General features: G+C 63.3%; 14 protein-coding genes and 1 pseudogene. 8 read left to right on the plus strand and 7 right to left on the minus strand.

Annotated elements, in window-relative coordinates:
• Positions 1-30: 30 nt before the first annotated feature.
• From V6765_RS02115 to V6765_RS02130, 4 genes are all read right to left on the minus strand, one after another.
• Entirely contained in the window at positions 31-789 is a 759-nt protein-coding gene (locus tag V6765_RS02115; RefSeq protein WP_448426048.1) for an SDR family oxidoreductase, read from the minus strand.
• A 152-nt stretch (positions 790-941) separates the two neighbouring features.
• Positions 942-1,484 carry a carboxymuconolactone decarboxylase family protein gene (locus tag V6765_RS02120; RefSeq protein WP_448426049.1) on the minus strand — a complete coding sequence of 181 codons (543 nt, stop codon included), beginning with the start codon at positions 1,482-1,484 and terminating at the stop codon, positions 942-944.
• A gap of 90 nt (positions 1,485-1,574) precedes the next feature.
• Positions 1,575-2,393, minus strand: coding sequence for an alpha/beta fold hydrolase (locus tag V6765_RS02125; protein ID WP_448426051.1), 819 nt, complete (start codon positions 2,391-2,393; stop codon positions 1,575-1,577).
• Between the two features lie 141 nt (positions 2,394-2,534).
• On the minus strand, positions 2,535-3,497 hold the full coding sequence (locus tag V6765_RS02130; protein ID WP_448426053.1) for a GlxA family transcriptional regulator: 963 nt from the start codon (positions 3,495-3,497) through the stop codon (positions 2,535-2,537).
• Positions 3,498-3,596: 99 nt separating this feature from the next.
• Here V6765_RS02130 and V6765_RS02135 point away from each other — a divergent pair, with 99 nt between their 5' ends.
• Positions 3,597-4,388: an SDR family NAD(P)-dependent oxidoreductase gene (locus V6765_RS02135; protein WP_448426055.1), complete on the plus strand. Its 792-nt coding sequence runs from the start codon at positions 3,597-3,599 to the stop codon at positions 4,386-4,388.
• 24 nt (positions 4,389-4,412) lie between these two features.
• Here the strand turns inward: V6765_RS02135 and V6765_RS02140 are convergent, their stop codons facing one another.
• Entirely contained in the window at positions 4,413-4,811 is a 399-nt protein-coding gene (locus tag V6765_RS02140; RefSeq protein ID WP_448426057.1) for a winged helix-turn-helix transcriptional regulator, read from the minus strand.
• A 124-nt stretch (positions 4,812-4,935) separates the two neighbouring features.
• Between V6765_RS02140 and V6765_RS02145 the strand changes: the two genes are divergently transcribed.
• From V6765_RS02145 to V6765_RS02170, 6 genes are all read left to right on the plus strand, one after another.
• The gene (locus tag V6765_RS02145; RefSeq protein WP_448426059.1) at positions 4,936-5,949 is read left to right on the plus strand and encodes a zinc-binding alcohol dehydrogenase family protein; all 1,014 of its coding nucleotides are present in this window, start codon (positions 4,936-4,938) and stop codon (positions 5,947-5,949) included.
• A 14-nt stretch (positions 5,950-5,963) separates the two neighbouring features.
• Positions 5,964-6,272, plus strand: coding sequence for a putative quinol monooxygenase (locus V6765_RS02150; protein ID WP_448426061.1), 309 nt, complete (start codon positions 5,964-5,966; stop codon positions 6,270-6,272).
• Positions 6,273-6,332: 60 nt separating this feature from the next.
• A complete protein-coding gene (locus V6765_RS02155; protein ID WP_448426063.1) occupies positions 6,333-7,046 on the plus strand; it encodes an SDR family oxidoreductase in 714 nt (237 codons plus the stop codon).
• 243 nt (positions 7,047-7,289) lie between these two features.
• On the plus strand, positions 7,290-7,763 hold the full coding sequence (locus V6765_RS02160) for a carboxymuconolactone decarboxylase family protein (RefSeq protein WP_448426065.1): 474 nt from the start codon (positions 7,290-7,292) through the stop codon (positions 7,761-7,763).
• A complete protein-coding gene (locus tag V6765_RS02165) occupies positions 7,753-8,604 on the plus strand; it encodes a sigma-70 family RNA polymerase sigma factor (RefSeq protein WP_448426066.1) in 852 nt (283 codons plus the stop codon). Before V6765_RS02160 ends, V6765_RS02165 begins: the two co-directional genes overlap by 11 nt.
• A gap of 71 nt (positions 8,605-8,675) precedes the next feature.
• Positions 8,676-9,305, plus strand: a complete 630-nt coding sequence (locus V6765_RS02170; RefSeq protein ID WP_448426068.1) for an FMN-dependent NADH-azoreductase — start codon at positions 8,676-8,678, stop codon at positions 9,303-9,305.
• A gap of 48 nt (positions 9,306-9,353) precedes the next feature.
• Here V6765_RS02170 and V6765_RS02175 read toward each other — a convergent pair.
• Positions 9,354-10,217, minus strand: a pseudogene (locus tag V6765_RS02175) (AraC family transcriptional regulator); the annotation flags it as partial.
• A gap of 85 nt (positions 10,218-10,302) precedes the next feature.
• On the opposite strand from V6765_RS02175, the gene V6765_RS02180 reads away from it, so the two are divergent.
• On the plus strand, positions 10,303-11,238 hold the full coding sequence (locus V6765_RS02180; protein ID WP_448426070.1) for an SDR family NAD(P)-dependent oxidoreductase: 936 nt from the start codon (positions 10,303-10,305) through the stop codon (positions 11,236-11,238).
• 28 nt (positions 11,239-11,266) lie between these two features.
• Here the strand turns inward: V6765_RS02180 and V6765_RS02185 are convergent, their stop codons facing one another.
• Positions 11,267-12,097, minus strand: a complete 831-nt coding sequence (locus V6765_RS02185) for an alpha/beta fold hydrolase (protein ID WP_448426072.1) — start codon at positions 12,095-12,097, stop codon at positions 11,267-11,269.
• Positions 12,098-12,161 lie beyond the last annotated feature (64 nt).

Here is a 12,161-nt window from a genome sequence, read left to right on the forward strand (position 1 = left end):
CGGACGGGCGCACGGCGCTCGGCACGATCATCAGACGGGAATGGGATTGGCGATCATTTCGGCGTTGAAGCCGTTGACCATGGCGTGCTCGCCAATGCCCGGATTGTCACGGATGGCGCGGATTTCCTCGACGAAGATCTCCTCGTCATCGCTGGCCAGTCCGGCCATCGTCTTTTCGATGAACACTTCGAGCGGCATGGCGCGCGGATCGCCGCTCTTCTTGATCAGGTCGGTATCCACCCATGGCGGCGCGATTTCCTGAACACCGACATTGGTGTCGCGCAGCATGAACCGCTGCGACATCGCGTAGGAGTGCAGCGCTGCCTTTGATGCCGAATAGACGGCGGTGACGGCGAGCGGCACATAGGCCAGAACCGAAGTGTTGTGGATGATGGTGGCGCGCGGCTGGCGCTTCAGGTGCTCGATCAGCGCCGAAGTCAGGCGGATCGGGCCGAGAAGATTGGTGTCGATGATCCGGCGCGAAACGGTGTCGTCGATTTTGACCGCAGGGTCGTCAAACGGCATGATCCCGGCATTATTGATCAGAACATTGAGACGCGGATAGGCGGCGACAAGCTCGGCAGCCGTGTCATGAATATCGGCCGGATCCGTGATGTCGAGCGTGATACCATCCATGCCGGGATTGGCGGCGGTCACCTCGTCAATCAGCGCCTTTCTGCGTCCGGCGATAATGACCTTGTTGCCGAGGGCGTGGAAGGCTTCGGCCAGCGCCCGGCCAATGCCCGATGTGCCGCCGGTGATGAAGATGGTGTTGTCGTTGATGTTCATGGTGGTTCTCCTTTTTTTAAGGTCAGCCCGTCCCGTGTCGCGACCGGACCAGCCGGAAGGACATCGAGGCATCGTGGTTGTGAAATGGGGCAGGGGTGGACGGAGCCTCAGGCTCCGTCCTTCATCGCGTCGTGCGAAGCTCAATGCGAGGCTCAGGCAGCCACGCGCTCGACCTTCGGAAAATCGAGCGTCGTGCCCACGATGTTGTTGACGCTGTTTGTCAGGATGCTGACAGCGACATGCGCAATGGTCTCGAGAATCTCCGCGTCGGAGACGCCGTAGGCGCGTGCGGCTTCAAGCGCCGGCGTGGCATCCTGCCCATGGGTGGCGTTGATAGCGAGCGCAAGCTCGAGAACCGCCTGCGCGTGGCTGTCGGATGAGCGTCCGGCCTGTGCTGCGGCGCGGTCTTCGGCGCTGACGCCAGCGGCACGGGCGGCGCCCGTATGGGCGGCGAGACAGTAATCGCAGCCATTTGCGGCGGCCACTGCGATGGCGATCAGCTCGCGCGTTGCGGCGGGCAGAACACCCTTTCTGAGAAAGGCGCCGGAGCCGGTGTAGACATCCAGTGCGGCAGGGGCATTGGCCAAAACCCTGTAAAGGTTGGGTACCTTGCCCATAGAAGCCTTGGCCGTGGCAAAGATCTCGGCCACGTGCGGTGTGATATGCTCGTCGGCAAGAGGTTCGATTGCAGACATGTCATTCTCCTTGTCATAGGGCGGTTCGCGATCTTCCCGGAACGGAAGAAGAGCGCCGCCGTCGGGTTAAAGGTTCGGCAAAAGGGCGTTCTAGCCTTGTAGGAAGCGCTCGATTTCAGCGGCGAAGTCGTCGATTTCCTGAAACAGGAAGGCATGGCCGGCATCGGGATAGAGCACCAGCTTGGCGTTGGGCGCCGTCTGGGACAGCACATAGGAGCGATAGGCGGGGATCATCACGTCATGCGCGCCATTGGCCACCAGAACCGGCAGCTTCAGCTCACGCGCCCGATGCAGGATGCCGGGCCAGACCGAAATTGCCTTCACCTGTCGGACAAAGGCTTCGGCCGTGACCTTCGGACCGCGCTCCGTCTGACCGAAGACACGGGCAAGCGATGCCCGGCCGGCAGAAATGGCGCAGTCCGTCTCGGGATAGAACAGGAAGAGGAAGTCATCTCCGCTGTTTTCCGGCCGGGTCATCACGGATGCCACGCGCGGATGCGGTTGCGGCCCGTCGGCGATCGGCCCCGGGCTGGAGCCGGCGACGATCAGCCGGCGGACCATGTGCGGAAAATCAAGCGCAAACTGCTGGGCGACGGCGCCGCCGAGCGACCAGCCCAGAAGGTCGATCTGCGCGAGGTTGATCGTGGCGAGAAAATCAGCCGCCACCGCCGCCATGCCGGCCACCGTTTCCGGGACATGGCCACCGGAACGGCCAATACCGGCGCTGTCGAAGCGGATAACCCGCCGATCCGCCGAAAGTGCGGTTATGAAGGCCGGGTCCCAGTCGTCCATCGTGCCGCGAAAGCGCTGGAGCAGCACCAGTGGCGGGGCGCTTTCGGGGCCACTGGCCTGCCAGGCGATCCGGCCGTGGCGCGTTTCGGCATGGCGTATCATCGGGATTGTCGTCATCTGTCCGTCTCCTGAGGGCCGCCCCGTGGGGATGGCTGCGATGACAGAGAGATAAGCGCAAAGGCCGCTGTCTCAAAAGACATATAAACGGCATTTCAGGACATTGCGCCGTCATGCCGGTTTGGGGACGGCTGGCCGGTCTCAGGCGGCGGCTCCGGTGCCAGCCTCACCCTCCACCATCTTCAGGCTGCGTCTGAGGGCCTGCGGCGGCTGGCCGAAGAAGCGGAGAAAGGCGCGACGCATGCGGTCGCGATCGGCGAAGCCGGTATCACGGGCGACAGTGTCGAGGGGATGGCGGCCATCCTCCAGCATGATTTTTGCGGCTTCAAGACGCAGCCGCTCGACCGCCTTGGCCGGAGACTGACCGGTTTCCTCGCGGAAGATGCGGCTGAATTGGCGCGGGCTGAGTGAGGCTGCGTCTGCCAGTTCCTCGACCGTCAGCGGGTTCTTCAGGTTTTCGCGGGCATAGACCAGGGCGCGACGTACCCGGTCGGAGCGAGGTTCGAGATCAAGCAGGGCGGAAAACTGCGACTGCCCGCCCGGACGGCGGTGATAGACCACCAGATTGCGCGCCACCATGCGCGACAATCCGGCGCCGTGGTCGTCCTCGATCAGCGCCAGCGTCAGGTCGATGGCCGCGCTCATGCCGGCCGACGTCCAGATATTGCCGTCATTGACGAAGATCCGGTCTTCATCCACGTGAACCTTCGGGAAACGCTCCTGAAGGGTGCGGGCGTGGTACCAGTGCGTGGTTGCAAGCCGGCCATCGAGCAGGCCTGCTTCGGCAAGCACGAAAGCGCCGGTGCAAAGCCCGGCGACACGGCGCGACTGCGCCGCCGCACCGATCAGATAATCTTCCAATCCCCTGGAAATGGCGCGCGGTACCAATTCCCCCACGACCAGCAGCGTGTCGGGAAATTCGCCAAGCGGTTCGGTTTCGATCCCGATGCCGAGTGAGGCGCGAACCGTGCCGCCTTTTTCGGACATGACGGTCAGACGATAGCCATCTTCGCCCAGCGTCTGGTTCGCAAATTCGAAGGCGGAAAGTGCCGCCATTCCCATGACCTGGAATCCGTCTTCCAGAATGAAACCGACATGCTGCATCGTTTGATTACTCGTGTCCTGAAATGCCGTTTATATGACATTTGAGATACTGCCGTCAATTGCTAGCCTCTCACCATCATCCATTCGAAGGAGAGACCCATGACCATAGCTCTTATCGACGGCGCATCCTCCGGCATCGGCGCCATCTATGCCGATCGTCTTGCCGCCCGCGGCGAAGACCTCATTCTCGTTGCCCGCAACGCGGCCCGCCTTGAAGCAATCGCGGACAAGCTGAAGGTCCGTTACGGCGTCAGGGTCAGCACAATGGCCGCCGATCTGGCCAGCGCCGACGGTCTTTCTGCGGTCGAGGCAGTTCTGAAGTCCGATGAATCCATCACCACCCTGGTCAACAATGCCGGTTTTGGCAGTGCCGCCCCGCTGGTTTCGGCCGATGTTGATGAGATGCAGAACATGGTGGCGATTAACGTCGTCGCGCCGATGCGCCTTGCCTATGCGGCCGTGCCGGTCTTCCGCGCCCGTGGCACGGGAACGATCATCAACATTTCCTCGATCGTTGCGATCGGACCGGAAGTCCTCAACGGCGTCTATGGTGGCACCAAGGCCTTTGTACTGGCCTTCAGCCATTCGCTGCGCAAGGAGCTGGAAGGGACCGGTGTGCGGGTACAGGTCGTGCTGCCCGGCGCCACGGGGACGGAATTCTGGGATATCGCCGGCCTTCCGGCCCGCAACCTGCCGGAAGAATGGGTCATGACCGCCGATGATCTGGTCGATGCCGCGCTGATGGGCCTGGACTGCGGCGAATACGCCACCATTCCCTCGCTGCAGGAGGCGGGAGAATGGGAGGCATGGGAGGAGGCTCACGCTGCCATGCTCCCGCACCTCTCTAGCGCGGTGGTGGCAGAGCGCTATCGCCGGCAGGTCGAGGCCTGATCGCGGCGCTGGGACATCATGGCCTCAGGCGGGCTCGCGCAGCTTCCCGCTCGCGCGTTCACGCGGGTCATGTCCCTTCGGCTTGCCGAATAGGCCGATATTGGCATCACCCCATCCCTTCAGAGAAAGCAGGATGGGCTCCATGCTGCGGCCCAGCTCGGACAGCGAATATTCCACCTTCGGCGGCACCTGCGCATAGACGGTGCGCACGATCAGCCCGTCTTCCTCCAGCTCGCGCAACTGGTTGGTCAGCATGCGCGGCGTGACATTGACGATATGCCGGCGGATCTCGTTGAAGCGCAGCGTGCCGGACAGAAGGTGAAACAGGATCACCGATTTCCATTTGCCGTCGATCAGGCCGATCGCGGCCTCGACCGAACAGCCGGGGCTGCAGTCAAAACGGGGGTGGCGGGCCTTGGCCATGTCTTGCTCCTTAACAGTATCAAAAACGATACTATGTGCGTTCGTTGTGCGTATTGGCTCGATAGGAAGTTAGTAGCATTTTGGAAGCACCGCAAGTTTTTCGTCAACAGCAAGGAGACAGGCCATGAAAGCCATTGGATACAAAAAGCCCGGTGCGATCGATCGTAACGATGCACTCATTGACATTGAACTGCCCCGCCCGAAAGCGACCGGGCGCGATCTTCTGGTCGAGGTTGCGGCCATTTCGGTGAACCCGGTCGATACCAAGATCCGCGCTGGCGCCACGCCGCCGGAAGGCGAATACAAGGTGCTCGGCTGGGATGCCGTCGGCCGTGTGGTCGAAACCGGTCCAGATGTGAAGAGTTTCAGCGTCGGCGACGCCGTCTATTATGCCGGGTCGCTGATCCGCCCCGGCGCCAACAGCCAGTTCCATCTGGTTGACGAGCGCATTGTCGGACACAAGCCGAAAAGCCTGACCAGTGCCGAGGCCGCCGCCCTGCCGCTGACGGCGATCACCGCCTATGAAATGCTGTTCGACCGGCTCGATGTCGCTCGTCCCGTGCCGGGTGCCGCCAACGCGATCCTGATCGTCGGCGGCGCCGGCGGCGTCGGTTCGATCGCGATCCAGCTCGCGCGCGCGCTGACCGGCCTCACCGTCATCGCCACCGCCTCGCGACCGGAAACCGTATCCTGGGTCAAGGAACTCGGCGCCCACCATGTCGTCGATCACTCAAAGCCGATCGCCGAACAGGTCGCAGCACTGGGCATCGGCGCGCCCGCCTTTGTCTTTTCGACCACCGAAACCCACCGTCACTTGAAGGAGATCGTCGAGGCGATCGCGCCGCAGGGCCGCTTCGGTCTGATCGACGATCCCGACGGGCTCGATGTCATGGCGTTCAAGCGCAAGGCCGTTTCCACGCACTGGGAATTCATGTTCACCCGCTCGATGTTCGAAACCGCCGATATGGACGCCCAGCAGAAGCTGCTCGATCATGTTGCCGAACTGATCGACAGCGGCCGGATCCGAACCACGGTCACCGACATCCTGTCGCCGATCAGCGCCGCCAATCTGAAGAAGGCCCATGCGATCATCGAAAGCGGCAAGGCCCGCGGCAAGATCGTGCTGCAGGACTTTTGAGCGGGAGCACGATGATGACCACAGGTTCAAAGACCGAAGTGCATGTCGTGGCAGTGCTGAAGGCCAGGCCGGGCAAGAGCGCGGCACTGCTGGAGGCGCTTGAGGCGATCATTCCGGCGGTCCGCAGGGAAGATGGCTGCATCCGCTATGAGCTGACCGTTGACCGCGCAGATGCGGATCGCGCCGTCATGCTGGAAGTCTGGCGCGATGAAGCCGCGCTCGGCCGGCATGAGACCGCCGCCCCGTTTGTCTCGCTCGCCGCCCGCTTCGATGAGCTGCTGGCAGAGCCGGTCGCCCTGCTGAAGCTTCAGCACCGCATGTGAAACGGTACCGGCCATGTCTGACAGGGCATGGCCGGTCGTCCACACCCGAAAGGACAGATCATGACATCTCTTGAAAAAGCCCGCGTACTCGTCATCGGTGGCAGTTCCGGCATCGGTCTTGCCACGGCCCGCGCTGCGGCAGCTGCCGGCGCCGAAGTCGTCATCGCCTCGCGCTCGGCCGAAAAGCTCGAAGCGGCAAAACAGGATATCGGCGTCAATGTTACGACAGCCGTGCTCGACATCACCGATGCCGAGGCGCTTGAAGCCTGGTTCGGCGCCACCGCCCCGTTCGACCATATCGTGGTTTCTGCCGCGCAGACGCCGACCGGTCCGGTGCGCAAACTCGCACTGGACGACGCCCGCAAGGCCGTCGACAGCAAGTTCTGGGGCGCCTATCAGGTCGCCCGCGCCGCCCGCTTCACAGAGCGGGGAACGCTGACGCTGGTCTCCGGTTTCCTTAGTGAGCGGCCGTCGGCAAGCTCGGTCCTACAGGGCGCCATCAATGCGGCGCTGGAGGCGCTGGCCCGTGGTCTGGCGCTGGAACTGTCGCCGGTGCGTGTCAACACCGTCTCGCCGGGGCTCATCGATACGCCGCTGTGGAACGGTCTCGGCGATGACGGCCGCGCCGCCATGTTTGACAGGGTTTCGAAGTCGCTTCCGGCAAAGACGGTCGGCAAGCCGGAACATATTGCCAATGCGGTTCTGTTCCTGATGGCGACGCCCTTCGCCACGGGATCGAATGTCCGTGTTGACGGCGGCGGTGCAATCGGCTGACGCCCCGGTTCCGTCCGCCTGGAGCATCGGGCGAAAAAGTGGTTACCGGTTTTTCGACAACCCGATGCGTCAAAACAAGGAATCCGGATTATCGGGCGATGCGGATTAGACGCCCGATATTCTGGGGCGGGACCGCGCGCCGAGCCGCATCTTTCGCAGAAATTTCTAGATTCTTCCGGCCTTGGTGTCACATCCTGCTGGACTATTTCGTCAACGCGGTGTCAGATAACAATGGAGTTTGCCATGACATCCCGTATGACCGACCATATGAAACGCGCCAAGGGCGGTTTCGAGCCGCTGTTTGCAGCCGAAGCCGCTATTCAGGGCAGCACGCTGGAGCCGCTTCTCATCCACCTCGTCAAGCTGCGGGCAAGCCAGATCAATGGCTGCGCCTTCTGCATCCAGATGCATGTCGCCGAGGCCCTGACGGACGGCGAGACGCCGCTTCGCCTGCACATGCTGCCGGCCTGGCGCGAAAGCCCGCTTTATTCCGAACGCGAGCGTGCGGCGCTTGGCTGGACCGAAGCGCTGACGAAGCTTCCCGAAACCGGTGCGCCGGATGCGGACTGGGCGAAGGTCGAGGCGGCCTTTGATGTTGACGAGCGGGCCTGGCTGACGCTGTCGATCGGCGCCATCAACCTGTGGAACCGGGTTCAGGCCGGGCTGAGGGTGCCGCATGGCACCAGGCTTCCAGAGGCGCGGGCCAATGCAGCCTGAGGCCGCCGAAATCTTTGAAGCGCAGCGGCCCCGGCTGCTGCGCCTCGCTTACCGTATGCTCGGCAGCAATGCCGAGGCCGAGGACATGGTGCAGGAAGCCTTCCTGCGCTGGCACAGGGCAGAAGGCATCGACAATCCCGCCGCCTGGCTCACCCGCACGGTGTCGCGGCTTTGCCTGGACCAGATGAAATCGGCCCGGTCCCGGCGCGAGACCTATCCCGGCACATGGTTGCCGGAACCGCTGATCGAGGCTGAAGACGATGCTCTTCGTCCCGACAATCTCACGCTCTCGCTGATGATGGCGCTGGAACGGCTGTCGCCCCTGGAGCGGGCGGCCTTCCTGCTGCACGATGTCTTCGGGCAGCCGCTGGACGAGGTGGCGGCGACCATCGATCGCTCTCCTGCCGCGACCCGCCAGCTTGCAAGCCGGGCGCGTGCCCATGTCCAGGTCGATCGGCCGCGCTACGAGATCCCGCGTGACGCCGGCGCCGAGCTGGCGCGCGCCTTCTTCGAAGCCTGCAAGTCGGGCGACGCCTCCGCGCTCGGAGCGATGCTCGCCGAGAGCGCGACGCTGCATTCCGATGGCGGCGGCAAGGTTCTGGCCTATCCCAATGTCATCAGGGGCGCCGACAATCTCATCCGGCTGCTGCTCGGCCTGCAGCGCAAGTTCGGCGACCAGATGAGTTTTATAGAGGCAGCCATGATCGACGGCCTGCCGGGGTTCGTCAGCCGCCTTGACGGCAACCTGCAGACGACGGCGATCGAGATCACCGACGGGCGCATCACCGCCCTCTACATCACCCGCAATCCCGATAAGCTGTCCGGTGTCGTGACGCACTAACAAACACAAAACAATGCGTGAGACCGGTGCCCTTTTCGGGCGAACGATGCCGCATGTCTGGAGATATCCTCATGAAATCCGTCCTTCTTCTGAATGCCAGCCCCTTCGGCGAAAATGCCCGCGGCTATCAGCTCGCCCTGCAGGCGATTTCAAACCTGCAGGCGGCCCATCCCGGCATCGATGTCATCGAGCGGGATCTTGCGCCCGCGGACTTCGGCCGTGTCACACCGGATTACGCCCGGGCGATCATCAGCCGGGTCGCGCATGACAGTCCGGCATTTTTCCAGTCCGAACGGTTGATCCGCGAGCTTGAAGAGACCGATGCACTGATCATCTCGACGCCGATGCACAACTATACGGTTCCCGCCGTTCTGAAACTTTGGATCGACCTTGTGCTGCGAGCGGGGCGGAGCTTCGGCTTTCGCGACGGCCGCAAGGTCGGGCTGCTGGACGATCGCCCGACGGTGGTGATTGTCGCTTCGGGCGGACAGGTCACGGGCAAGGCGACCCAGCGGGATTATCTGACGCGATATCTAACCGATGTCCTGGCAACGATCGGCATCACAAATCTGCGGTTCATTCATGTCCAGGGCCTTGCCGAGGACAGCAACGCCGCGCTCTCCCTGTCGCAAGGGCAGCGCGCGCTCGATGCCGATCCGCGTTTCGGCCGGGGAATTAAATCCGATGTCAGCGTTGGCTGATATCTCCTGTGTTACAGACGCCGGCGGACGTGCGGCGCGACGCGGGCTTGTGCCCATGACGCGTCGGAATGCCGCGCCGAATGCGCTCTCCGAAGCATAGCCCAGGTCCTCGGCGACCTTGGCCACCGTCATGCCGGGCCGCGTGAGCGCCTGGCGCGCCAGCGTCATGCGCCAGTGCAGGACGTAATCCATCGGCGCCTGCCCGACCGCCGTCCGGAACCGCGCCGAAAACTGCGACCGCGACAGATGTGTAAGGCCGGCAAGCGTTTCGATCCGCCAGGGATGAGCCGGATTGGTATGGATCGCATGGAGCGCCGGGCTGATGCGGGGATCATCCAGGGCCGCAAGCCAGCCGCGCGGTCTTTCTTCCGGAAGAGCCCGGATCAGTTCGACGAAGATCATCTGCATTGCCGCGCCGGCGATCGCCGAAGCGCCCGCGCGCTCATCGGCCTGCTCTTCCTCAAGCCTGTCCATCAGCCAGCCGATGCGGCTGCTTTCAGGTTTATCGGCAGCCAGGATCACCAGCGGCGGCAGCGCATCCGCGATCAGGCCCGTCACCGGCCCGAGTTCCATCCGTCCGCCGGTTGCGCGGAACGGAGAACCTTCTCCCCCGTCAATGCTGGCATAGGCACGGCCGCCCGTTCCGGCAAAGACCTCGGCGGCAGGGCGCGGGTCGGCAAGGTCCGTGCCGATCACGAACGGCCGGTCCGGCGCCACCAGAAAGCAATCTCCCGCGGACAATTGCCGGCGCATGCTCCCGACCGCCAGCACGCATTCGCCTTCGCGGATCACATTGCATTTTAACGCCTGCGTCGCCGGAACCGCGACCGACCAGCGGCCGCTGGCCACAAGCCCGGTCGACAGCGTCGCCTCGGCTCCGGCAAGGCGGAGAATTTGGGAAAGCGGGTCCATCGGATGATCTCAATATTATTCAGGTGAATAGACTATAGATTGTCTTGTTTACGCGCGCTAGTGACTCCCCAAAAGGAGACGCTACATGCAAACACCACTCAACACGCCCTGGGGCCCCGCGACAACGGCGGACGATGTCGCCGGCACGATCGATCTCACCGGCAAGACCGCCGTCATCACCGGAGGAGCCTCCGGGCTCGGGCTGGAAACCGTGCGGGTTCTTGCCGCGCGCGGCGCCCGCGTCATCGTGCCGGCCCGCAATGTGGCCACCGCACGAAATGCACTTGGCGACCTGGCCGATATCCGGGAAATGGACCTGATGGACCCGCCCTCGATCAGCGCCTTTGCTGAGCAGTTGCGCGCCGAGGGCATCCGTCTCGATCTGCTGATCCTCAGCGCCGGCGTCATGGCCACGCCGCTGTTTCGCGATGCCGATGGTCATGAGGGACAGTTTGCCACCAATCACCTCGGGCACTTCCGCCTGACGACGGCGCTGTGGCCACTCATTAACCCCGGTGCCCGCGTCGTGGTGCTGTCGTCGCGCGGTCACCAGATACCGGGTTTCGACCTTGCTGATCTCGACTTCATACAACGGCCCTATGACAAGTGGCTCGCCTATGGCCAGGCGAAAACCGCCAATGCGTTGTTTGCCGTGGCACTTGATCGTCGCGGTGCGCCGGATGTGCGGGCCTATGCCGTTCATCCCGGATCGGTTCTGGGGCCGCTGGCGCGGCATCTGAGCGAGGAAGAGCTGGCGCCGTTTGATGCGGTGAACCCCGATGGCAGCCCGCGCATCGATCCCGCGCGCGACATGAAGTCGCCGCAGCAGGGTGCCGCGACGACGGTATGGTGTGCCACTGCGCCCGAACTTGCGGGCATTGGCGGCGTCTATTGCGAGGATTGCGATATCGCGTCGGTCGAGACAGAGCGCAATGCCGGCGTTCGTCCGTTTGCGATCGATCCCGAAATGGCAGAGGCGCTCTGGAAGGCGAGCGTCGAAATGACGGGCTGCGACATCTGACGCAGCCCGCCGTTCATTTCTGGCGCGCTCAAGCCTTTGCGAAGGCGAGGAGCTCGGGGTTTATGATGTCCGGGTTGGTCGCGAACAGACCGTGCGGCAGGCCCGGATAGGTCTTCAGCGTGCCGTTTTGCAGCAGATCGATGGACTTCAGCGCCGAATCGGCAATCGGAACGACCTGGTCGTCTTCGCCATGCAGCATCAGAACCGGTACGGTGATCGCCTTCAGGTTCTCGGTGAAATCGGTCTCTGAGAAGGCGGCGATGCAATCATACTGCGCCTTGGCGCCACCGGCCATGCCCTGCCGCCACCAGTTGTCGATCAGCCCCTGGCTGATTTGGGCACCCTCGCGGTTGAAGCCATAGAAGGGGCCGGTCGGGATGTCGATGTAGAACTGGGCGCGGTTTGCGGCAAGTGCTGCGCGGAAGCCGTCGAACACCTCGATCGGAAGACCTTCGGGGTTCTTTTCAGAGCGCACCATGACCGGGGGAACGGCCGCCATCAGCACGGCCTTGGCAACGCGGCCCTTCTCGGCGCGGGCAACATAGCGGGCCACTTCGCCGCCACCGGTCGAGTGGCCGATATGGATGGCGTTCTTCAGGTCGAGGGCGCTCGCAAGTTCGGCGACATCGGCGGCGTAGGTGTCCATGTCGTTGCCGGTGTCCGTCTGGTCCGAACGACCGTGGCCGCGCCGGTCATGGGCAATGACGCGGTAGCCATTGGCGAGGAAGAATAGCATCTGGTTGTCCCAGTCGTCGCCCGAAAGCGGCCAGCCGTGGTGGAAGACAACCGGCTGGGCGTCCTTCGGACCCCAGTCCTTGTAGAAGATGTTGGTGCCGTCTCTGGTGGTAATCGTAGCCATGGTAAATTCTCCTTGTGTTTGTGCAAAGGTGAGGCGGGGCAGAGCCGAAAGGGCGGCGACAGTT

The organism is Martelella sp. FOR1707 (assembly GCF_053484265.1).